Below are 23591 nucleotides of genomic sequence, written 5' to 3' on the forward strand. Positions count from 1 at the left end.
TTCTAAAAATGGAAAAACAATTAACATTAGAAGAGGCTCAAACGCTCATTGGTCATGTTTTTGTTTATAAGATGCCCTTTAATCAATTAATCGGCTTAGAACTCGTTCGCTTTGAGCAAGACTACGCGGAAATTCAATTCCGCTACCAAGATAAATTGGTCGGTAATATCGCTCAACGCATTTTACACGGTGGACTTATTGCTTCGGTGCTTGATGTCAGTGCGGGATTAGTTTGTGTTGGTAATGCATTAACACGTTTAGCACCAATATCCCAAGAGCAGTTAGAACAGAAACTCGCTAACATGGGCACTATCGACTTACGCGTTGATTATTTAAGACCGGGACGAGGAGAATATTTTACTGCAAGTAGCCATATTTTACGCAGTGGCAATAAAGTGTCTGTTGCTCGTGTTGAATTACATAATGAAAAACAAGTTCATATTGCGAGTGGGACTGCAACCTATATCGTAGGTTAAGCCTTTGTTAGAATTCATTGTGCGCGATAATGCTTAGATTAGTATTAATTACTTGTAAAAATACATGCCTAATGACACATTAGATAATGTCATTGGGTATGATAACCCCGTCACACTTTTCCTTTCCATCAATTCCAGAGATAGCATGAGCCAGAAAAACACGATGAAAGGCGTTTTATGTGCCTTAGGCGCCTATTTGATCTGGGGTATTGCCCCTGTCTATTTTAAAAGCATTCAAGAAGTGCCTGCAGAAGAGATCTTAACGCACCGTATTTTATGGTCGTTCTTTTTTATGTTGATTTTAATGACTATCAGTCGTCATTGGCCCTATTTGCGTCAATTAATACGTCAACCTAAAAAAATGCTTCTTTTAGCACTGACTGCCGTCATTATCGCAACTAACTGGCTTACCTATATATGGGCAGTTAATCACGGCTACATGCTAGAAGCCAGCCTTGGTTACTTTATTAATCCACTGGTTAACGTACTCTTTGGCATGCTTTTCTTAAGCGAACGCTTCCGCCGTATGCAATGGGTAGCAGTAGGTTTAGCATTTACAGGTGTCTTTATTCAACTCTGGCACTTTGGTTCAGTCCCCGTGATTGGATTAAGCCTCGCCGTCACTTTTGGTCTTTATGGCTTACTGCGTAAAAAATTGGGTGTCGATGCACAAACAGGTATGTTGGTAGAAACATTATGGCTATTCCCTGTTGCATTAGTTTATCTCTCCTTTTTCACACATTCACCGACTAGCAATATGCTTGAAAATAGTTGGTCATTAAATACCTTGTTAATTGCAGCTGGTATTATTACAACTGTACCACTACTGCTTTTTACAGAAGCTGCGCATCATCTGCGTTTATCAACCTTGGGCTTTTTCCAATATATTGGCCCAACCTTGATGTTTATTCTTGCCACAATGGTATATGGCGAAAAAATTGATGCTGAACGGCTGATCACCTTCGGCTTTATTTGGGTTGCGCTGATCCTCTTTACGCTGGATGCTCTTTATACACAACGCCGTTTAAGACGTAACTAACCCTCTAAAACTCACTCTTCCGCTAAATTACCAATTTGAGTAAAAGCGGAAGAGCATTTTTTCTTCTGATTTTTCTTTAACAGATGTGCATTCTTGGCTATCTCTTCCACATACCGACACGAGCGCCTAAATAGTGCTGATATTGAGTTATTAATCACCTGAATACGGTTAATCACAATCCAAGGGTAGAGATTGATTCTAGGAACAAAATCACGCTGATGCCTTAACAATTTACAATAGAGATCTTCTTCAAGTTCATTGATGGGTTCACTGGGATGATAGGTATCACAAAGGACTTCATCAGTATTTTCGATCAATAATTTATTACTAGGAAAAGAGGCAGAAGAGGTACGCGTACAAGGTGCGACAAAAGAGTAGGTATAAAAAAATACGCTAGAGGATTTCATCAATTAATCCCGTTAAGTAAGAATAGATAACGAGATTATTAAGTAACCTATTTGAACTTCCCTTAAAAAAAACACCCTAGCTTATCTATCAAATAAGTAAGGGTGTTTTTTTATATTGGGTAATGCTAATTCACTCTAATTGAGGTTTATTCCAGTCGAGCAAATGCTGCCACCAGCCATTTAATCCCTTCACCATTAAAGGCGATTTGTAATCGACAATGTTCACCGCTACCTTCAATATTGATAATGGTGCCATCACCAAATTTGGGATGCTTCACACGTTGCCCAAGCGAATACCCCGTATCATTGTTGATAATCGGCGTGCCTAAACGGCTATGATTAACAGGACGGGAAACCGTGGCGCGTAAACGTACCTCTTCGACACATTCTTTAGGTAATTCACCAATAAAACGAGAAGGACGATGGCTGACTTCTTTTCCATATAAACGGCGGTTTTCAGCGTAAGTGAGTGTTAACTTTTTCATTGCTCGAGTAACACCAACATACGCCAAGCGACGTTCTTCTTCTAAACGCCCGCCCTCATCTAGTGACATTTGACTTGGGAACATGCCTTCTTCTACACCCACAATAAAGACTTGTGAAAATTCGAGCCCTTTAGCCGAGTGAAGTGTCATTAACTGCACTGCATCTTGATATGCATCCGCTTGGCTTTCGCCGGATTCTAATGCAGCATGCGAAAGAAACGCTTGCAGAGGCATTAGATCTTCATCTTCATCTTGATAACTAAATTGGCGAGTCGCAGTGACCAGTTCTTCTAAGTTTTCAATACGGGCTTGTGCTTTTTCACCTTTTTCTTGCTCATACATCGCTTTTAAACCTGAATCACGGATAATTCGGTCTGTTTGCACATGTAATGGCATATCTGCTGTTTCAGAAGCGAGTGTTTCTATCAGCTCTAAGAATCGTTGAATCGCAGCGGTTGCACGCCCTGCTAACATTTTATGTTCAATAACCTGTAATGCACTTTCCCATAAAGTAATTTGGTTATCTCTTGCGACTTGGCGAACAATATCTAGTGTTCTATCACCAATGCCGCGTGTTGGTGTATTCACAACACGTTCAAAAGAAGCATCATCATGGCGATTAGCCGTTAATCGCATATAAGAGAGTGCATCTTTGATCTCTTGGCGCTCGAAGAAACGCTGACCACCATAGATACGATATGGCATCGCCGCTTGTAATAACGCCTCTTCCATTATACGAGATTGGGCATTGCTACGATAAAGAATGGCGCAGTCTGTTAGCGCACCACCTTCTTCTTGCCAGCGCTTAATTCGACCTACAACATAACGCGCTTCATCCAAATCATTAAAAGCACAATACAGCGAAATAGGCTCACCTTCCGCCCCTTCAGTCCACAGGTTTTTACCTAATCTGTCACTGTTATTGGCAATGAGTGCATTCGCAGCTTTTAGAATATTACTGGTAGAACGATAATTTTGCTCTAATCGGATCGTCTCTGCGCCAGGAAATTCATTTAAGAAATTTTGAATATTCTCGACTTGCGCACCACGCCAGCCATAAATAGATTGATCATCATCACCGACAATCATCACTTTACCCGTTTGCCCCGCTAACATTCTTATCCATGCGTATTGAATACGGTTAGTATCTTGGAACTCATCAACCAAGATATTGGTAAAGCGATTTTGGTAATGTTCTAAAATTTGAGGTTTATTCAGCCAAAGTTCATGGGCACGTAATAAAAGCTCAGCAAAGTCCACCAGCCCCGCACGATCACATGCTTCTTGATATGCTTGATACACTTTCAACCATGTTGTTTCAACAGGATTACCATATGTTTGAATATGTTGAGGTCGTAAACCCTCATCTTTTTTACCGTTGATATACCACATGCCTTGACGTGCAGGCCATTGTTTATCATCAAGATCCATTGACTTAACAATGCGGCGAATAAGGCGATATTGATCATCACTATCAATAATTTGGAAGTCTTGTGGCAAATTTGCATCAAGATAGTGTGCGCGTAATAAACGATGAGCAAGGCTATGGAAAGTACCAATCCACATACCACCTTGGCTTGTACCAATTAAGTCCTCAATACGATGGCGCATCTCTGCAGCGGCTTTATTGGTAAACGTCACAGCCATAATCGAAAAAGGAGAAGCTTGTTCAACAGATAATAACCAAGCGATACGATGTACCAGTACCCGAGTTTTACCACTGCCTGCGCCAGCTAACACCAGCATATTAATACGAGGTGCGGCTACAGCTTCGCGCTGTTTATCGTTAAGGCCTTCTAGCAGATATGAGACGTCCATAATTACCAATCATTTAGTGAAGAAAATACTGTGGATATATACAGAAATAGTGAGTAAGCAACAAACTAACAGGAATTTACGCGCTATGCAAAATAAAGCCTTTTTTAACCGCGTTTATCTGTACCATTCTTACCGAATATCACATTAAACTAATTCTATCAGTTTGCTTAAATCTGTAATTTCAATATGTGGCATGACTCTGGTTTCACCTTCTTCAAACAAACTACGGTTATCTAGGTTAATCCAGCACGCTTGTAATCCACTATTAACAGCCCCCTCGACATCGGTTACAAGATGATCACCCACATGTAGAATTTTCTCATGTGGAAGATTTAACAGTGAGGCGGCTTTATCAAACATATCAGGATAAGGCTTAGAGCGACCATCAGGACCCGCTTTTAAAATATGTGAAAAATACTGCCCTAAGCCACAACTTAATGGGTTTGCATTACCATTTGTAATCGCAATTAATGGGATTTTCTGTGCCAGTTCGGTGAGAACGTGATGGGTATTTTTAGGCACATTAATACGGCTACGCCAATAAGCAAAGTGCGCCATAATCTCATCGGCACCTTGTTGTGCTTTGGCTTCACTGTAACTGTAATCTAACAGCATATTTCTAGCAGCAAGCCAACGCCATTGCGTAATATCATGAAAAATATCAGGATTATTTTCTATAAGTGGCTTTTTATAGGCATTCACATCTTTTTCTGTGAAATGATTAAAACGCAGATCATATTGACGAATAAAATCCAGCGTCTCTTTTTCAGTTCTGTCCATCACTGGTACATTGTCATACAGCGTGTCATCTAAATCAAAAGTCATCGCTGCAATTGGCGTCAGAGTTCTGTAAAAGCGCATTATGATTTTTCTCTCTTAGCTCTCGGATGAGCTGCATCATAGACTTTCGCTAAATGCTGAAAATCTAAGTGGGTATAAACTTGTGTGGTCGATAAATTAGCGTGCCCTAACAATTCTTGTACAGCACGTAAATCACCACTGGATTCCAACAAATGAGTGGCAAACGAGTGGCGTAATTTATGAGGATTCACATGGCTACTTAGTCCTTGTTTAATACCCCAAAGTTCAAACCGTTTTTGTACACTACGCACGGATAAACGCTTACCGCTTTGGGTGGAGATAAAGACAGCTTTATCCTCAGGTGCATAGAGTTCTCGCATCGGAAACCAATTTTGTAACCACTCTAGCGCTTTTCTTCCCAATGGTACTTTTCGTTCTTTACTTCCCTTCCCTAACACACGAACTTCACCTTCATTCATGTCGATATCGCTAATGTTTAAGTTAGTCAATTCTGATAGACGTAATCCTGCACCATACATCACTTCTAGCATGGTTCTATCTCTCACAGAGAGCGGATCTTTTAAGTCGATATTCATCAATTGGCTAACTTCATCGACATCCATATTTTTAGGAAGGTGGCGACCAGATTTAGGTGTACGAATACCTTTAGCGGGATTAACCTCTAACATCCCTTGCATCACTTGCCAATCAAGAAAGCTACGTAACGCCGAAAAGCGCAAAGCAAGGCTAGCCGATTGTAAACCGCTACGATGACTTTTCGCTAATAGCATGCGTACATGTTGACTTTCAAGTGATATCCATTGTGTGATTTTCATCGCTACCATCATTTGCGCTAATGCAGTCAGTTGGCGATGATAATTTTCTACGGTGACAGGGCTTAATCGGCGTTCAACTTGGATATAACGCAAGAATTGCTCGATAGCGGTGGAGAGTGTTTCTGGAATATCTATTGGTTGATTCATTGCCTTGCAATCCAACGAAGTAACAACTCGGGTAAAATATGGGCGAGCTTATCTAACATGACTGTGCCCATTCCTTCCTGAAAATGTTGGCTATCTCGGCTATTAAAAATAATCACACCCAAATCGCCATAATGCCCTAATAATGAAAGTGCAACGGAACCAGAACGTCGTACATTAGGCATCAAGAGCATTATCTCTTGCCCATTTAATGTACCTAGATAGTGATTATCATCACCCATACGTTGAATGCGAAAATGTTCAAATGCTTGGCGGGATAATGGGAGATCTTGTGCATCTAAAGGTGGCTGTAATTGCCAGCGATCGGTAAATAGACGTAATTGAACTGAATAAAGTCCTAATTCCTTTGCCCAAAGGTTTAAACGTTCTAACATTTCGTGGAGAGAAGCACTGCTAGAGAGTTCAGAAATTAATAATAAGAGTTGGCTAAACAAGGCTTCATTTTCAGAGGCTTGTTCTATCAACAAACGCATATCTTCTTCAAGATAGTGGATACGGTTACGTTGACGCGACATTATCCATTCAACTAAAGAAACCGTTCCTCTGACGGGATGAGGAACTTGCATTTGCTCAATATAGCTTGCATTACGGATAAAAAAACCAGGATGTTCCCTGAGGTAACGGATCACTTGTTGGTCATTAAGTTCGTTTGTTTCAGGGCAACAGAACTGCTCATTTTTATCCGTCATACAGATAGCCTCTCAAAAAATAATGTTATAACTGAATGATCCCATCATAGATATGTGTCGCAGGCCCAGTCATATAAAGAGAGTGACCCTCTCCTTTCCATTCAATTAGCAATGATCCACCTGGTAAGGTGACTTTCACACGTTTATCTAATAAGCCTTGTGAAATACCAACGGCGACAGCTGCACAAGCCCCGCTACCACAAGCATTTGTTTCACCTGCACCACGTTCAAATACCCGCAAATGAAGCTGACTTCTGTCTACAATTTGCATAAAACCAATATTAGCACGTTCAGGAAAACGTTCATGTTGCTCTAACACAGGCCCTAACAACTCAACTTCTGCGGTTTTAATGTCATCAACCTGAATAACGCAATGAGGATTTCCCATTGAAACCACACCACATAATACAGTGCGTTCCATTGCCCTGATAATATAGGTCTTTTCTGCCTTTTGTGCACGGAAAGGGACTTTTTGAGGTTCAAACTCAGGCTCGCCCATATTGACGCACACATCGTCATTATCCATAACATGCAAGGTCATTCTGCCAGACTGCGTACTGACTTTTATCTCTCTTTTATTTGTAAGACCTTTTAATCTCACAAATCGAGCAAAGCAACGGGCACCATTACCACACTGCGCAACCTCACTTCCATCTGCATTAAAAATCCGGTAATGGAAATCGAGTTCAGGATCATAAGGTGCTTCAACCACCAATAATTGATCAAACCCAACACCAGTATGGCGATTTGCTAATCGACATATTAATTCTGGTGAAAAATAAACATTTTGAGTCACAGCATCGACCACCATAAAGTCGTTGCCAAGACCATGCATTTTTGAAAATTGCATCTTGCCCCTGCCTGAAACGAAATTACCGTTTCTAAGATTGACTAATTGGTCTGAGTTGAGGCGCTCTCAACTTGCTGGGTTGGCTGGGATGACTGTGTCATTTTTGCCTGAGTATCTTCAGGAGGGAAATAAAGAGGACCTTTCAAGCCGCAACCAGAAAGAGAAATCAGTGTTATTATAGCAAGAGTGCAACGTAAATACGTTTTCATTCGAAATCTGCCTGTCATTTATTTAGTTAATATCCTCTATAATCGCAGTTAGATCTCGAAAAGCAAATAGGAAATGAAGATGAACGACAGTGAATTTCACCAATTAGCTGACGAACTCTTGTCAGAAATAGAACAAACTATTGATAATTATGAAGGTGACGCAGATATTGATTGTGAAATCAATGGCGGTGTAATGACATTAACCTTTGAAAATAATAGCAAAATTATCATTAATCGTCAGGAAGCATTTCATCAAGTTTGGTTAGCGACACGTTCCGGTGGCTATCACTTTGATTGGAAAAATGAACAATGGATTTGTGATAGAAGCGGCGGTGAATTTTTAACCATGTTAGCACAAGCGATAACAGAACAAAGTGGGGAAGCGTTTTCTTTCTAAAAAGCGCAGTTAACGACAAAAATGGGAGCTATCAAAGCTCCCATTTGTGTTTTTATTGGCTTGTATGCAATTAAGAGTGTTGCACCGCTTTATAATCTGTAAACCCGTGGGCAACAACATTCATCTCTGATTGAGTTTCTTTACTCCCCAGATCAGATAATTTACCAAAGGAGCCGCCTGCAAACGGTAACACTTGTGTTGATCCGTCCACTTTCACTATTTGATAAAACTGTGGCAGATTAAAATTAATAAAGCTTGAGCCGTATGTGAATCGATCATGGGATGAAGAGTAAAAACGGCTAACATCTTTCACTAACTCTTCTTTACTGCCTTCGCAATGAGAATAAATTTCAACACGATTTGCTTCATCTAATATATAGATATTAAAGACATTATTATCCTCTGTGGTTTCAAAGAAGAATTGAATAATCCCTTCACAAGCAAAGCCATCAATCACTGCAGGTAAGTAGCGAGCATCTTTATCTAATTTAACTGGCAACCCATGAAGCTTGTTATATGAAATCGCACCATAAAACTCGATAGCATTTTCTAATTTTTGGACCGATACATTGAGGCGTTCAAAGAACAATCCCCACGTTTGTCCAGCAATGCGTAAAGCCTTAAAACGCCCTGGCTCTAAACGATTCGTTGATAATCGCAATTCAATACATTCTGAGACTAACTGCTGGACACGAGTACGGATCAAACCACGCAAATGTTGGCTATAACAAAATACTTCAACGGAGGCAGGTGGAGCGGCATCTTGGTGCATTTTACCTAAAATCGTTTTTAACGACTCCAACATAGATTGCGTACCGCTGAAATGAAGGGTTCTCACCTCATTCCAAGAGTTACGGTATAACAAATCAATACTACCAATAAGGCACTGCTCTTTTTCACCGAAACTAAAAACATCAAGTTTTCTAAAATCAAAATGAACCACTTGATCAGAAAAACTCTCTGTTGGGTCAGTTTCTAAATTGACAATAATCGCGAGATGTCTAATTTCACAAGGGCTATACAGTGCTTTCGGTGTTGGTGCAGGTAGGCGAATAGGGAAATGGCTCGACATATCCCTCACTAATTCATGCAGTTTAATTTCATCACAAGAGGATTCTCCTTGATGAATATAAACGCGAGACTCTTTCGTTAACAGCCCATTAAAGTAAGACCATGCCACTAATTTATTTAAATAGCGGTTATATTCTAATGGTTGGTGCCCAACGATATTTTCAAAATTGGGGGCGCGATTATATAAATACCATCCACTACGATTGGCTCGACCTTGTGGTACATAAATAAAGGTTAAATGTGGCTCTGATAAATCGGGGGAGATTTGTGGATTAACCAGTGTGACTTTGCCCGGTAATGCTTCAAACGCAGCGTAAAGTTTACGTGTTAGGACACCGATATCTTGCGGGCTAGCACTGACACTTAAATTATTACGACGCGCAAAACGGATTAGATTACGATAGCTTTGCATCATCGTATCTAAGAGTTCATTGTGTGCATCACGCACACGCTCGATTTTCCAACTATCACGCGTATCGAGTACGGTTAAACGCTCATTATCCCATTGCCATTGAGTGACCAATTGCGATAAGACTTGTCGTCTCCAACCTTCTGGTTCGTTTTGTGTTTTTTCGTTAGATAATTTTTCACACACTTTCAGGTAGAAACAGCGGCGGATAAGATCAAGGCGCGTTAAATCATTGATAGAAACTAAATAGCGAGTGACACGCTCAAGCATCATACAATAAGCATCTAAACCATAATTAACGATTTCGCCACGGTGTAGATGTTGTTTCATTTCTAATGCCAGCAATTTCCCATTAGGGTAGTCCGCTGAATAAGCTTCTAATAAAATACTTTTTAGTACTGCTTTATAAGGTGAATCAACACTTTTATAGAGTTGCCATAAACTTGCGCCAAAATACTCTTCAGCAGAAAGTTCACCGAGTCCCCCTAGATCTAGCCACTCATTTGGCGTTAACACACCTTGAGCATAAAGGGAGTTAACATATTCATCATAATGATGTTCTTCTTCAATCGGCACCATTGCCCATAGCAAGCGCTTACCTGCTAGGCGTACCGCTGTACGATAAAACTCATCAAGTAAAAGAATATGTTGGGTAGAGCCACAATCTTCTCCACCTAGGCTGCCACTTGCATGGTGACGAAATCTATTTTCATCAATTAAGAAAAATGTAACATCAATACCTAGTTCGCCAGCCCATTGTTCAATCAATTGGCATTTGCGTTGTAAAAGTGCACGTTCATCTTGATCCAGCCATGATTGATGGCAGACCCAAATATCAATATCGGAGCAGTGACTTTGACCAATAGAAGAAGTACTCCCCATTGAATAGATACCCGTAATTGGTAGCTCTCCATTGGCGTATCCGTCCATCGGATCATCACATAATGCGTTAACCAGCTTATTCGCCCATTGACGTTGCATGTCATCAGGTTCAAAGAAACATGTGCCGTGAGGGACATTTCCTTGTATGTAGCCGGGCAACTCAGGATGGTGATAATGTAATAAAACAGGAATTAAACCATAGACCTGTTTAAAAACATCACACATCGATGCAAATGCTCGTTCCAGTCTGAGTTGATTAATCGCATCCAGCCGTTGCTTCAGTGTTTCAATATAAAGATACAAGAGTTTCGCCTGAACAATACTAAGAAGATAGTAGAATCTGAGTTTATAAGTGACCAAGGTTAAGTTAGGTAATAATAGATAAAACTTTACTAACAAAATCTCGGAAACGTGATCAATTTAACACCTTGAGCGCAAGGCGTAAAGAGGAACTAAAAATATAGCACCAAGATCTAAAAATGATATTTAAGCGCTTAATCGTGTAAAGCCACCACATAAATATCTTTATAATCATAAAGATAAGTTATTTTATTTATATAAAAAATGATAAAAAAAATCTCTCAATCCTCCCTTTACCCCACAAAAACCCCTGTTTACTTAATGATGAACCTGAAAATAAATTTTGACAAAACATGAAAAATAGATAAAAAAGCGAAAATAAAAACAACTGATTGATAATCATGAAGTATTTATAGTTTTTAATTATTTTTCATTTTTACACTTAAAATAAGAGTTCTATTTTTAATATTGCGATAATAATATTTTAAATAACATTTAATTTTCATTAATTAATTATTTAATTTAAGCTTAAATTCTTTTTTCTATTTTTATTATTTCTCTTTCTTTTATTTAATAATAATTTTGTTAAAATTTATCGTGTTTTTATATATTGAAAATTAATAATAAAGATAAGCAAATTTAAAATAATAGTTGTTTTATCAATACGTTCAGATTAAACACAATAGTTATATCACGTCCCACTCGCCAAATGTTAACAAACTTAATCTAATGTTTTAACTTTGTAAATAACCACACTTTTTATATAGATATAAAAAGAATAAATTTCTAAAAATAACGAAACCCAAGAGTATCCATGAATTATTTACTTATTTTTTATTTTCCCTTTCTTTTTTTCTTTTTCGATGATGCCCTCATTTCTTTCATTGTTATTACGACACAAAGCGCCTTAACTGGAAAATTGAGCCTTAAAGTGTTAAAACAATGCCTTATTTCTAAACAAAAATATCGCTAATCGCTCGGAAGAGATAATACTATTATGTCAAAAAGTACCATCCGTATTGCTACCCGCCAAAGCCCTCTTGCTATGTGGCAGGCACTTTACGTGAAAGAACAACTACAACTTACTCATCCAGGTTTAGTCGTCGAATTAGTACCGATGGTCACTAAAGGTGACATCATTTTAGATACACCTTTAGCGAAGGTTGGGGGCAAAGGGCTATTCGTAAAAGAGTTAGAACTGGCGTTGCTTGGATCTCGCGCAGATATTGCCGTTCACTCGATGAAAGATGTTCCTATTGATTTCCCTGAAGGCTTAGGGTTAGTGACTATTTGTGAACGCGAAGATCCTCGTGATGCGTTTGTCTCTAATCATTATGATTCCTTAGAAGAACTTCCTGCGGGTAGCATTGTCGGGACATCCAGTTTACGTCGCCAATGCCAATTAAAAGCACAGCGTCCAGACCTCATTATTCGTGATTTACGGGGTAATGTAGGCACTCGCTTAGGGAAGTTAGATAACGGTGATTACGATGCCATTATTCTTGCCGTTGCTGGCTTAAAGCGCCTAGGTCTTAACGAACGTATTCGCACACCATTATCTGCAGAGCAATCTTTACCTGCGGTTGGGCAAGGTGCGGTAGGAATTGAGTGTCGTTTAGATGACAATGACACTCGCCAACTATTAGATGCTCTCAATCACTCACGCACCGCAATTTGCGTTAAAGCAGAGCGTGCAATGAATACTCGTCTTGAAGGCGGTTGCCAAGTTCCTATTGGAAGCTATGCCATTTGGCAAGATGACAAAATTTGGTTACGTGCTTTAGTCGGCTCTCCTGACGGTGAAACTATTTTACGTGGCGAACGTTTAGTGACTCCCGAAGATGCTGAAGCTGCAGGTATTTCATTGGCTGAAGAGCTTTTAGATAAAGGCGCACGAGCTATTTTAACGGCAGTGTATCAAGGTAACACACCTGCATGAGTATTTTAATTACTCGTCCAAACCCAGCAGGAAAGGCATTAGCCCAGCGTTTAATAGATGCGGGGAAAACAGCCTTTCAAGCACCTTTAATCGAGATCACAGCAGGTCGTGAACTCTCTTTATTAGATGCTAAACTAAAAGGATTAAGGGCGGGTGATTGTGTATTTTTACTTTCCAAAAATGCGGTGTCATACGCAAACTGGCAACTAAATCAATTACAACAATCATGGCCAGATACGCTATTCTATTATGGAATAGGTCAAAGCACAGCGAAAGATTTCCAACATTTAAGCAGTCTTCCTATTTGCTACCCTGAGCAAGGAGAAACCAGTGAAGATCTTCTTGATCTCCCTGCGCTTAATCAGGTGAAAAACAAGCAAATCTTACTGCTGAGAGGTAACGGTGGTCGTGACTTACTCGCAACAACATTGAGTCAACGAGGCGCAATCGTTGATGAATGCGAATGTTACCAACGCCTATTTATTCATTATTCCCCTGAAGACTTTGCTCTTCAATGGGAAAAAGCACAGGTTGATACACTTGTTGTCACTAGCGGTGAAATGTTACAACAACTCTTTGATCTGGTCGCTGAATCTAAAAAAGCATGGCTGTTAAACTGCCATTTACTTGTGGTCAGTGAACGATTAGCAACAATAGCAAAAACATTAGGGTGGGAAACCGTCACCGTTGCTGAAAGTGCCAATAATGATGCTTTATTTCATGCATTGATATAGAACCTAAATGAGACGCCGATATGACGGAACAGAAAAATACGAATGATAATGACTTGCCAAAAGATACAGCTAAAGCTGATGAGAGTGTCCGCTATCAGGAAGTCAAACCTGTTAATAACAAGCGCTCAGGCCTAATTGGAAGTGCTGTTGCTATCCTTGTTATTTTGGCAATCGGTGGTAGCCTTTACTATTACACCAATCAACAAGCATCAAAGCTGAGTGTAGAAAATCAATCACTCAAATCTGAGCTTGCTCAATTACAGCAACTCCAAAATACTTATCAACAACGTTTTGACAATATTGATAGTATGTTTAACTCACAAAAACAAACTATTGATAAATTACAAAACGAACGTCAAACAACAGAGCGCCAAATTCAAGATCTACAAACACGCTTTGCCGCTATTTCTAGTGCAGATGTCAAAAGTTGGCTATTAGCACAAGCCGATTTTATGGTGAAAATGGCTGGTCGTAAGTTATGGAATGATCAAGATGTTGTGACCGCTGTAAGTTTATTAAAAGGTGCGGATAGTAGCTTAGCAGAAATGAACGATCCAAGTTTACTTGAGATCCGTCGTGCTATTAATGAAGATATCAGTAGCTTAGCTGCTCTCACCAAAATTGATAATGATGGCATTATCTTACAACTAAACCAGTTAGCGAATCAGATCGATAATCTCCGTTTAGCTGGTTTTGAGCGCAATGGCTCTCCAATGGATAAAAACGACGAAACCATTTCAGGTTCACTATCTGATTGGAAACAGAATCTCAGTAAAAGCTGGAAAAGCTTTATGGATGATTTTATTACCATTCGTCGCCGTGATACCGCGGCAGTGCCTTTATTAGCACCGAATCAAGATGTCTACTTACGTGAAAATATCCGTTCACGTTTATTAATTGCTTCTCAAGCAGTGCCTCGTCATCAAACTGAAACTTATCAGCAATCACTGGAAGCGGTATCCACTTGGGTACGTGCTTATTTTGATACCACAGATCCAAGCACAACCGCATTTTTAGATACGGTATCTGAATTAGAGAAACAGCCTATTACGCTAGCAATGCCATCAGAATTGAAGAGCCCGACACTGCTAGAAAAACGTGTAGAAAAGCAAATCCGCAATTTATTGGCGCAAAATGAGTATGTCGAGCCACCAGTGGCTGAAGCCCAAGATGCGCAAGCGGTAGAGGCTGAACATAATACATCAGAAAGCGTACAAGATGCCGCAGCTGATAGTACAACTGCTGACGCACCCGTAACACACCAAGGAGAATAAGCTTATGTTAAAAATACTGCTCCTTTTTGTGGTGCTTATTGCGGGCATCATTTTTGGTCCACTATTGGCAGGTCATCAAGGTTATGTGCTTATACAAACTGATGATTGGGATATTGAAACCAGTGTGACCAGCCTTGTCATTATGTTTGTTTTACTACAATTAGCATTACTACTGATTGGTTGGAGTTATCGCCGCTTTATCGGCACAGGCTCAAAAGCATATAGTTGGTTTTCTTTCCGTAAACGTAATCGTGCGCGCAAACAAACTAGCATGGCATTAATGAAATTAGCGGAAGGTGATTTTAAAGAAGTTGAAAAACTGATGAGCCGTAATGCCGATTATGCAGAACAACCCGTTGTAAACTACCTGTTAGCCGCTGAAGCCGCACAACAGCGAGGTGATGAGTTCCGAGTTCAGCAACACCTTGAACGTGCAGCCGAGCTTGCTGATACTAATCAGCTTCCCGTTGATATCACACGAGTACGTATTTTATTAGCGCAAAATGAAAATCATGCAGCGCGAACTGGAGTTGATGAATTATTAAATCAAGCCCCTCGCCATCCAGAAGTGTTACGACTTGCCGAAGTCGCTTATACACGAACAGCCGCTTGGCAAGCATTGCTTGATATCATTCCTTCCATGCAAAAGATTGCATTACACACGGATGATGAACGAGAGCAATTACGCCAAAAAGCCTATATCGGGATTATGGGACAGAAAATGTCCGAAAATGGCTGTGACGGGCTGAAAAATTGGTGGAAAGCACAGCCTCGTAAAGTACATCACGATAATGCATTGCGTGTCGTTTTGGCTGAACACCTTATTGAGTGTAACGATCCAGATACCGCTCAAACGATCATATTAGACGGTATTAAACGCCAGTATGACGAGCGCTTGATCTTACTATTGCCTCGTTTAAAAAATACAGATGCCAATGTTATTATGAAAGTGCTTAATACATTAATTAAACAACATGGGCCAACGCCATTACTCAATAGCACATTAGGTCAGATAGCAATGCAACAAGGACAATGGGCTCAAGCTGAAGAGGCTTTTCGTAATGCGTTAAAACAACGTCCTGATGTTCATGACTTTGCGTGGCTTGCTGATGCATTAGATAAACAGAAGAAATCTGAAGAGTCGGCAAAAGTACGTAAAGATGCTTTATTAATGACACTGAAAAAGGATTCTGTCATTTTTGAAGAGCCTAAAAAAAGTAAATAAGCTCAGTCAATAATGAACGCGATCATCATCTATTTGATCGACTGATTTAAAAACCCTCTTTATATTGAGGGTTTTTTTATTTGATTTAAAAGCCGTACTGAAATAACAGCCCCACTTCTACACATAAAGTCAAAAACACATACACCCAAGCAATACGATAAAAGCGAGTAGGTATGCCTTTCTCATTTTCTTGCTTAAATGACAGATAGTATTTTCTCGCTTGATAAAATACGGCGATATAAATCAGTGCGATCCCCTGACAAAGAAAAGCCACATATTTAGCCCATGATTTGCCACCAATAATGAGCATGATCAGAGGGATCAAAAAGAACAATAACGGGCCAAATTTCTCTATAAGAAAGAGTTTTTCTTGTGCAAGATATGCTTTTTGTTTATTTATCATATTGATGCTATCTCCAATCTACCCTTGCGCTGGATAATAGCGTGATAATGCAGTGAATACAAAATGGATGTGTGATCGATATATAAAAAAACGCCTGTATAAAACTATACAGGCGCATAAATATACAATCAGGTCTACAGACGGATGGTGCCTCACTCAACGTTTCGTCCTGTTGATGATGAATGATGTTCATCGTTAACGTGGACGTAGGCACCGAATAATCGGCTCTGCATCATTCCTAGGTTTATGAAGTCATATGCTGTCATAAGGAGTGGAATGAGCATCTACAATATACATATTGCATTTAACGTGCCAATTTTGCATTTTTTATTAAAATAGCCTCTATTTCTAAAATGTATAAGGTAACGTATTGAATTTTAGTTTCTCTTTCCGGCTTTACTCATTTTCAATGATAAAGAAGCGATGAACTATGTTTTCACCATGCTATTGCTAAATAGAAAAGAAAATATAAGGTCTGATATACGTCTCTTTTTCACGACAATAAAAACGCACTGATTATTTAATGATACAAAATCAATAGGTTGCATGTCTCCAATTGGAGACATTAAAAACACTGAGTGTTGGCATTTGCCGACAAATAAAATAAAAGGCTTATATTTCATATAATTATCATCCATTATTTTATAAGTGTAACTCATCTATTTATGAAGATTAAAATTCGGCAATAAATTAAATTATCAATAACCCTTAAGTAATAAGGATAGCATTTCCGTTAAAAACATCATTTTGGTTTTCTTATCTGGAACATATAACAAGAAATAAAAGTATGGGTAAGCGTAACGAATTGTAGAAGTAGAAGTAGAAGTAGAAGTAGAAGTAGAAGTAGAAGTAGAAGTAGAAGTAGAAGTAGAAGTAGAAATGATATAGTGGTTTTTAAAAAGGTAAATCGTAGATACGAAAAAGCCTCGATATTATCGAGGCTCTTTCTTATTGGTCGGCGAGAGAGGATTCGAACCTCCGACCCACTGGTCCCAAACCAGTTGCGCTACCAGGCTGCGCTACTCGCCGTCTGTATCACTGTTCTTATCTTGTTTATTGGTGCGAAGGGGGGGACTTGAACCCCCACGTCCGTTAGGACACTAACACCTGAAGCTAGCGCGTCTACCAATTCCGCCACCCTCGCATAAACAATAACTAAGATAAGATGGGGTGGCTAATGGGACTCGAACCCACGACAACTGGAATCACAATCCAGGGCTCTACCAACTGAGCTATAGCCACCATAACAGCTATCTTATTACTTCTTACAACAACGTTCTTCACCGTAACTCTTAGCACGCTTTAATGGCGCGCCCGACAGGATTCGAACCTGAGACCTCTGCCTCCGGAGGGCAGCGCTCTATCCAGCTGAGCTACGGGCGCTTCACGCCGTTGCGGGAGAGGATAGTACGGATTTACGCTCTGTCTGTCTAGTGCTTTTTGAAAAAAAAAGTTTGTTTGACGATAGTTTGTGCATTTCGTCGATAAATGGAGCGTTTTTACACGCTAAACGCCCCATCAGTATAATAATTAAACAATCAAGATGCTAGATAAAAACATGAATAAGTCATTTAATCAGTTCCAGCTAACAAAAAAGGCGCTATGACGATTACAATTTATTGGAATAATAATACCCAACGAATTTTAACAGCTTAAATTGGCGCTTAATTCGACTTGGTTGTGATAACAAACGATATAACCACTCTAGTCCAAGATTTTGCCATGCTTTCGGTGCTCTTTTAACATGGCCTGTAAATACGTCATAAGTTCCGCCAACGCCCATGTATAAAGCATCAGGATAAATTTCACGACATGCACGAATAAATAACTCTTGCTTAGGTGATCCCATGGCAATAGTCACTATCTTCGCACCAGAGGCCTTTATACGCTCAAATAACGCCTCTCTATCTTGTGGCGTGAAATAACCGTTCTGACTCCCCACAATATTTACGTTCCACTGTGCTTTAAGTTTGTCTTCAGTTTGAGAAAGAATGTCCGGTTTACCACCGACAAGAAAGACAGGGGTTCCCTCTTTACCCGCTCTTTCCATTAACGCTTCCCATAAATCGGCACCGGCAATACGAGAAACATTTGCATCAGGATATTTGCGACGAATACCTCGTACGACACTGATACCATCTGCATAAAGATAATCAGCTTCATTGAGTAGCGCATTGAGGGCTGAATCTGTTTCTGCGGTGAGAATTTTTTCTGCATTAATGGCAATCAGAGAACCACTTTTTATTTGTGCTCCTTCATAGAGATAATCCAGAAAATGAGCCATATCGCGAAATCCCCAGATATTATGTCCACGGATTGAATACTTCGGAATTGAATTGGGTCCCATTACTTTTCCTTTTTCTCTAAACAACGAGGTTCACTTTGTATTTGACGAGTGACGTAATTACGCACTAATCCCGCACTTTCAAATAACCAATAAAGCAGTTTGGCGATGACCAAACATAAACCAAAAATTAAACAGAAAAACACAACGCGAGAAACGAAAGAATCAACACCTTCCCGCGCCAAAACAATCATATTAAAAATAGCCCCAAAGCAAAAAGCTTGCAAAATAGCCGATTTATAACGGTTGCTTTCATTAAGCCCTTGCTGATATAGCCAATCAAACCACTTAATAATCAATCCTACGACAATTGCACCTAATGGGATAAAGACAATGCCTCCCATGACAACCAATGAACCAATTAAGGTCGGTGAAATAGCAAGACCCGCATGGTAATTAAGCACTTCCCATGTAAAGTAATTTGCCGAATTTAGTACAACGTCAGGGCGTTCTGGCCATACCCAAGAAGGAATAAAGACATAAAAATCACGAATTATCGGTGCCAGTCCTTGAAACTCAATCTTGTCATAATTATTAAGTAACAAAGCGAGGTTTTCCCAAGGAGAGAACGTATCACGAGTAAGGTATAAGAAAGTATAGAATGCCTCGGCACCACTCACATCAAGCCCATAGCGTTTTAATGCCAACCAGAACATTCCAACGATGCTCATAACCCCTGCTGCAACCAGCATCCACAAGGTTATCCAGCCACGAACAATACCAATAAACAAAAACAGTGCAAACGCGATGATGATATTAGCGCGAGTTCCACCTACGATAATGTAAGTTAAAATCCCGAACCCCACTGTTGCACAAAGGAAGAAAATCCAGCGTTGTTGAGTTGGTTTTAAGAAATAAACCACCAGCATTGCGGGAATAAAGAAATAGAAAAAGCGTTTAAGTGCGACACCTGACACTTGGCTTGAAAAAATTTGGCTATACGTTTTGAGCTTAAAGAGTAAAAAGCCATTTTGTAGAAAGAAAATTCCCACAGTAACAAATGCAATTAATGCCAATAAAATCCAAGTGAGATTGGTTTCTACTCTATTCATCGTAAATAACGACCTAGAAGAGCCGTCAACCGATTTTCTCAACCTCACCTTATAGGTAACATAATAAATTGCGTAGAAGCTGGTAGAAGCTAATAGCGCGTATAATAATGAATCAACAGGTACAACGGCGACATCAAATTGGAATACCAACATACAAGTCAGTGGAAAACCAAAATAAAAGGTCAGCAGATAAAGCATTGAGAAAAAAACATTAAAATTAAAGCGAACTCGACGAAACTCTTGATAAGTCAGCAATAAAATAAAACTTAAAGAGATAAAATAAACAAGTGTTAAGCCACCCAGTTCCGCCAATGTCATTGCGGCTCTCCTGTACTCATCTCTATTAACTCTTTCCAACCGTCCGTAAAATTAGGCGCAAAGAAAGCGATATTTTGGCGTTCAAGCATCAGCAATTGACGTTTTGCCTCTTCAATCAGCGCCACATCTAATTTGTCACCCGAGAAAAAAACAGGCACATTTTGCTCAGTTAAGTCCTGCCAAAATGGGTTTTGACGACTAATAACAAAAGGGATCGCAAATTGAATAAGCAGACAAAGCGTGCCAATACCTTGCTGACGATGAAAAATAAAATAGCCTAAATCGCATGTTTTCAATAACGCAAGATAATCATCAAATGCCAATTTATCACGTAATATTTCAACCTGATTATAGGGAAGTAACTGGCTAGCGGCTTGGGCGACTTCATCAATATAAACGTGATTGTTGTCAGGATATCCCATTGGAACAATCACTTTTGCACGAGTGCCATATTGCTCTGCTATTGCCTGTAAAGCTTCAATATGACGATTCGATCTATCTCCTGAATTACCCACAATAATGGTCAGTTGTTTCTCATCAATAGGCGCTTTTTCTGTCACGGTCAGCGCAGGGTCCATTCTTGTTGGAAAATAGAGCAAACTGGCTGGAATATTAACGTTAAATTGCGCAAAGTAATTCAGATCACCTCGTGTACCAAATACTCGCCCCACACGCTTTTGAGCGAGTTTACGAAGAAGATAAAAGAGTCTAAATTTTAACTGCTTAGAATCCTGATATAAATCAGCACCCCAAATATGCCACCAAAATTGATGACGTTTAATCTTGCCCGTCAATAATGCCAACCAAATAGGCGCATTAAACTGACCTAAAAACAGGAATCGTTGGTGAGTATCCGCGTTTGCCAATGTGATCACTCTCTGTGCAACCTGCTTTTTATCAGCTAAACACTCAATATCTAAAGCTGGGTAGCTTTCTTGCAGTGAAGTATTTTTACTGGCAACGATAAAACGAGGTTTATACGTTAACCCCGCCTCAGTCACGAGGTGGTCGTTAAAAAACCGTAACATTGTGTTGTTATGATGCACAATGTCTGAACCTAGTACGTAAATCAAAGTTGTCATTTGCGCCTGCAATAAATCACGAAAACAGAACTACAGAGAAGGAAGTAAATAATATACGTTGCCATATAGGCTTGAGCTGCACCCAGTGCGCCATGCTCAGGAATAAGCCAACGCGAAAATAGCGTTAATAAGGCAAACTGGCTTACTTCTGTAAGGATATAAAAACGCAGTGCCGCTTTTGCAATGACAAGATAGCCAAAGACATAAGCGCCTACTTTTAAAACATCACCGACAAGTTGCCATGCAAATAAATCACGCATAGCGACAAATTTATCTGAAAACAGTAACCAAATCGCAAAATCACGTAATAACCACACCATAAAACTCGCAGCCGCTACCGCCGGTAATACAAATCTCAGTGATTTAACAATCTCTTTGGTAATATCACTCTTTTGCGTTAGGCGGGAGAGTGTGGGCAGTAAATAAACAGAAAAAGATGCGGTAATAAATTGCAAATAAGCATCTGAAATACTAGTCACCCCTTGCCAAATCCCCACGTCTTCCCAGCTATAGTGCTCAGCAAGTAAGTTACGCATCATGATATAAGCAACGGGTAAGGTTATCGATGTCAGTATTGCCATAATGGTAAACTTACCAAGATGACTTGCTATCGCCTTATCCCAATGGGGTTTAAGCTCGCTTAAAGCGAAGCGGTTACGCTTTACTACTAAAAATGTAGCAGGAAATAAAATAAGTGCAGGCACTAAGGCGAGCCCAATTAATGCACCGTGATAACCCGCAAATAAATAGCACAAATAATAAGCAACAACACCAATAATGCTACCCGCAATCACGGATAAGGCATTACCTGCCGCATCACGATAACCTTTTAATATGGCAAGAAAATAGTTGCTATATGCTATCCCCATTTGAATAAAAGCAACGGCTCTTACAATATCCTGATATTGCTGATAATCATCACCAAATAACACTTGGCTAATAGAGGCAGAAAAAAGAAGAAATAAAATCGCTAATAGTGTGGAAAACAGTAAAATCATGAATGATGACGTACCTAACACTTTTTTACGTTGAATATCATCATCTTGATATTGTGCGATTAATTTCGTCACACCATTAAAAATACCCGCACCAGATAAGACGCCTAGTACGGTGATTAATTGACGAAAGTTACCCGCTAAACCGACCCCTGTTGGACCAAAAGAAACAGCAAGTAACTTAACGACAAGCAGACCAGCCCCGATTTTTATCAGGGTTGATCCGGCTGTCCAAATTGAAGCTTTGGCTAATGACATAATTAAGCAAAGAAGTCGCGAATATGACCAATAACAGTCTGTTGCTCTTCTTCTGTCATATTGTAGAACATAGGTAAACGTACTAAACGTTCACTTTCTTGCGTTGTGAAAATATCTTCACCATCAAAGCGGCCAAACTTCATACCCGCAGGGCTAGTATGCAATGACACATAGTGGAATACCGTTAAGACTCCGTGTTCTTTCATGTAATCATTAAATGCGGTACGTTGCTCAATATCTTTCAGTTTGATATAGAACATATGTGCATTGTGTTCTAACCCTTCAGGAACGACTGGAAGCGCCAATAAACCTTTTTCCGCTAATGGAGTCAATGCATCATAGTAAATCTGCCAAAATGCTAAACGACGCTCATTAATTTTTTCAGCTTCTTCAAGTTGAGCCCACAGATAAGCGGCTTGTAAATCCGACATTAAGTAGCTGGAACCAATATCACGCCAAGTATATTTATCTACCTGACCACGGAAAAATTGACTGCGGTTAGTTCCTTTTTCACGAATAACTTCTGCGCGATTGATTAAATCAGGATCGTTAATTAACGTTGCCCCCCCCTCACCGCCTGATGAGTAGTTTTTAGTTTCATGGAAACTATAGCAACCAATATGACCAATCGTACCAAGCGCTTTGCCCTTGTAAGTTGACATGACACCTTGTGCAGCATCTTCGATAACAAACAGATTATGTTTTTTCGCAATCGCCATAATCGTATCCATTTCACATGCAACACCAGCATAATGAACCGGTACAATAGCGCGAGTTTTATCTGTAATAGCCGCTTCAATTTTTGTTTCATCAATATTCATCGTATCTGGACGAATATCAACGAAAACGATCGTCGCGCCACGTAATACAAACGCATTAGAGGTCGAAACAAAGGTAAAACTTGGCATAATAACTTCATCGCCAGGCTTGATGTCTAATAAGATGGCAGCCATTTCAAGCGATGCTGTACAAGAGGGTGTTAACAGCGTTTTATGACAATGAAATTGTTCTTCTAACCACTTTTCACATTTCTTTGTGAAATTGCCATCACCACAGAGTTTGCCACTTTCCATAGCTTGTTTCATATATTCTAATTCTGTGCCGACAACCGGTGGTTTATTAAACGGAATCAT

21 protein-coding genes and 4 tRNA genes are annotated in these 23591 nt (G+C 39.7%); 7 read left to right on the plus strand and 18 right to left on the minus strand.

The window, feature by feature from the left end:
* Nucleotides 1-8 precede the first annotated feature (8 nt).
* A complete protein-coding gene (locus DK865_RS16250) occupies nucleotides 9-476 on the plus strand; it encodes a thioesterase family protein (RefSeq protein WP_023583624.1) in 468 nt (155 codons plus the stop codon).
* Between the two features lie 145 nt (nucleotides 477-621).
* Nucleotides 622-1515, plus strand: coding sequence for an EamA family transporter RarD (gene rarD / locus DK865_RS16255; protein ID WP_036914725.1), 894 nt, complete (start codon nucleotides 622-624; stop codon nucleotides 1513-1515).
* Nucleotides 1516-1526: 11 nt separating this feature from the next.
* On the opposite strand, the gene DK865_RS16260 is transcribed toward rarD, so the two are convergent.
* From DK865_RS16260 to lptM, 7 genes are all read right to left on the minus strand, one after another.
* On the minus strand, nucleotides 1527-1922 hold the full coding sequence (locus DK865_RS16260; RefSeq protein WP_109392356.1) for a hypothetical protein: 396 nt from the start codon (nucleotides 1920-1922) through the stop codon (nucleotides 1527-1529).
* Nucleotides 1923-2068: 146 nt separating this feature from the next.
* Nucleotides 2069-4225 (minus strand): DNA helicase II, encoded by a 2157-nt coding sequence (uvrD, locus tag DK865_RS16265; RefSeq protein WP_023583627.1) that lies wholly within the window; start codon nucleotides 4223-4225, stop codon nucleotides 2069-2071.
* 144 nt (nucleotides 4226-4369) lie between these two features.
* A complete protein-coding gene (gene yigB / locus DK865_RS16270) occupies nucleotides 4370-5086 on the minus strand; it encodes a 5-amino-6-(5-phospho-D-ribitylamino)uracil phosphatase YigB (protein WP_023583628.1) in 717 nt (238 codons plus the stop codon).
* The gene (gene xerC / locus DK865_RS16275) at nucleotides 5086-6009 is read right to left on the minus strand and encodes a tyrosine recombinase XerC (RefSeq protein WP_023583629.1); all 924 of its coding nucleotides are present in this window, start codon (nucleotides 6007-6009) and stop codon (nucleotides 5086-5088) included. The genes yigB and xerC overlap by 1 nt, the downstream gene beginning before the upstream one ends.
* On the minus strand, nucleotides 6006-6716 hold the full coding sequence (locus DK865_RS16280; protein ID WP_023583630.1) for a DUF484 domain-containing protein: 711 nt from the start codon (nucleotides 6714-6716) through the stop codon (nucleotides 6006-6008). The genes xerC and DK865_RS16280 overlap by 4 nt, the downstream gene beginning before the upstream one ends.
* A gap of 25 nt (nucleotides 6717-6741) precedes the next feature.
* Nucleotides 6742-7566 carry a diaminopimelate epimerase gene (gene dapF, locus DK865_RS16285; RefSeq protein ID WP_023583631.1) on the minus strand — a complete coding sequence of 275 codons (825 nt, stop codon included), beginning with the start codon at nucleotides 7564-7566 and terminating at the stop codon, nucleotides 6742-6744.
* Between the two features lie 41 nt (nucleotides 7567-7607).
* On the minus strand, nucleotides 7608-7775 hold the full coding sequence (gene lptM / locus DK865_RS16290; RefSeq protein ID WP_071788576.1) for an LPS translocon maturation chaperone LptM: 168 nt from the start codon (nucleotides 7773-7775) through the stop codon (nucleotides 7608-7610).
* Nucleotides 7776-7854: 79 nt separating this feature from the next.
* Between lptM and cyaY the strand changes: the two genes are divergently transcribed.
* Nucleotides 7855-8172: an iron donor protein CyaY gene (gene cyaY, locus DK865_RS16295; RefSeq protein WP_036914728.1), complete on the plus strand. Its 318-nt coding sequence runs from the start codon at nucleotides 7855-7857 to the stop codon at nucleotides 8170-8172.
* Nucleotides 8173-8242: 70 nt separating this feature from the next.
* Here the strand turns inward: cyaY and DK865_RS16300 are convergent, their stop codons facing one another.
* Nucleotides 8243-10837, minus strand: a complete 2595-nt coding sequence (locus DK865_RS16300) for a class I adenylate cyclase (protein ID WP_036914730.1) — start codon at nucleotides 10835-10837, stop codon at nucleotides 8243-8245.
* A gap of 994 nt (nucleotides 10838-11831) precedes the next feature.
* Here DK865_RS16300 and hemC point away from each other — a divergent pair.
* Genes hemC through hemY form a run of 4 tightly spaced genes read left to right on the plus strand, consistent with a single transcriptional unit; the run spans nucleotide 11832 to nucleotide 16006 of the window.
* The gene (gene hemC / locus DK865_RS16305; protein ID WP_023583633.1) at nucleotides 11832-12773 is read left to right on the plus strand and encodes a hydroxymethylbilane synthase; all 942 of its coding nucleotides are present in this window, start codon (nucleotides 11832-11834) and stop codon (nucleotides 12771-12773) included.
* Complete coding sequence (gene hemD / locus DK865_RS16310; protein ID WP_109392357.1) at nucleotides 12770-13507, plus strand: uroporphyrinogen-III synthase; 738 nt, start codon at nucleotides 12770-12772, stop codon at nucleotides 13505-13507. Before hemC ends, hemD begins: the two co-directional genes overlap by 4 nt.
* A 20-nt stretch (nucleotides 13508-13527) precedes the next feature.
* Nucleotides 13528-14781 (plus strand): uroporphyrinogen-III C-methyltransferase, encoded by a 1254-nt coding sequence (gene hemX, locus DK865_RS16315; RefSeq protein ID WP_023583635.1) that lies wholly within the window; start codon nucleotides 13528-13530, stop codon nucleotides 14779-14781.
* Between the two features lie 4 nt (nucleotides 14782-14785).
* The gene (hemY, locus tag DK865_RS16320; protein WP_109392358.1) at nucleotides 14786-16006 is read left to right on the plus strand and encodes a protoheme IX biogenesis protein HemY; all 1221 of its coding nucleotides are present in this window, start codon (nucleotides 14786-14788) and stop codon (nucleotides 16004-16006) included.
* An 85-nt stretch (nucleotides 16007-16091) separates the two neighbouring features.
* Here the strand turns inward: hemY and DK865_RS16325 are convergent, their stop codons facing one another.
* The 10 genes from DK865_RS16325 to rffA all read right to left on the minus strand — a co-directional run bounded on the left by DK865_RS16325 (nucleotide 16092) and on the right by rffA (nucleotide 23591).
* On the minus strand, nucleotides 16092-16409 hold the full coding sequence (locus tag DK865_RS16325; protein ID WP_023583637.1) for a hypothetical protein: 318 nt from the start codon (nucleotides 16407-16409) through the stop codon (nucleotides 16092-16094).
* A 952-nt stretch (nucleotides 16410-17361) separates the two neighbouring features.
* Nucleotides 17362-17438 (minus strand) — tRNA-Pro (locus DK865_RS16330).
* A gap of 28 nt (nucleotides 17439-17466) precedes the next feature.
* A tRNA-Leu gene (locus DK865_RS16335) sits at nucleotides 17467-17553 on the minus strand.
* A gap of 22 nt (nucleotides 17554-17575) precedes the next feature.
* A tRNA-His gene (locus DK865_RS16340) sits at nucleotides 17576-17651 on the minus strand.
* A gap of 64 nt (nucleotides 17652-17715) precedes the next feature.
* Nucleotides 17716-17792: transfer RNA gene (locus DK865_RS16345), tRNA-Arg, on the minus strand.
* Nucleotides 17793-18018: 226 nt separating this feature from the next.
* Nucleotides 18019-18756, minus strand: coding sequence for a lipopolysaccharide N-acetylmannosaminouronosyltransferase (wecG, locus tag DK865_RS16350; RefSeq protein ID WP_023583639.1), 738 nt, complete (start codon nucleotides 18754-18756; stop codon nucleotides 18019-18021).
* The gene (wzyE, locus tag DK865_RS16355; RefSeq protein ID WP_023583640.1) at nucleotides 18756-20123 is read right to left on the minus strand and encodes an ECA oligosaccharide polymerase; all 1368 of its coding nucleotides are present in this window, start codon (nucleotides 20121-20123) and stop codon (nucleotides 18756-18758) included. The genes wecG and wzyE overlap by 1 nt, the downstream gene beginning before the upstream one ends.
* The gene (locus tag DK865_RS16360) at nucleotides 20120-21205 is read right to left on the minus strand and encodes a TDP-N-acetylfucosamine:lipid II N-acetylfucosaminyltransferase (protein WP_109392359.1); all 1086 of its coding nucleotides are present in this window, start codon (nucleotides 21203-21205) and stop codon (nucleotides 20120-20122) included. Before DK865_RS16360 ends, wzyE begins: the two co-directional genes overlap by 4 nt.
* On the minus strand, nucleotides 21202-22458 hold the full coding sequence (wzxE, locus tag DK865_RS16365) for a lipid III flippase WzxE (RefSeq protein ID WP_109392360.1): 1257 nt from the start codon (nucleotides 22456-22458) through the stop codon (nucleotides 21202-21204). Before wzxE ends, DK865_RS16360 begins: the two co-directional genes overlap by 4 nt.
* 2 nt (nucleotides 22459-22460) lie before the next feature.
* Nucleotides 22461-23591 carry a dTDP-4-amino-4,6-dideoxygalactose transaminase gene (gene rffA, locus DK865_RS16370; RefSeq protein ID WP_075674230.1) on the minus strand — a complete coding sequence of 377 codons (1131 nt, stop codon included), beginning with the start codon at nucleotides 23589-23591 and terminating at the stop codon, nucleotides 22461-22463.

The organism is Proteus cibi (genome assembly GCF_003144405.1).
Classification (GTDB): Bacteria; Pseudomonadota; Gammaproteobacteria; order Enterobacterales; family Enterobacteriaceae; genus Proteus; species Proteus cibi.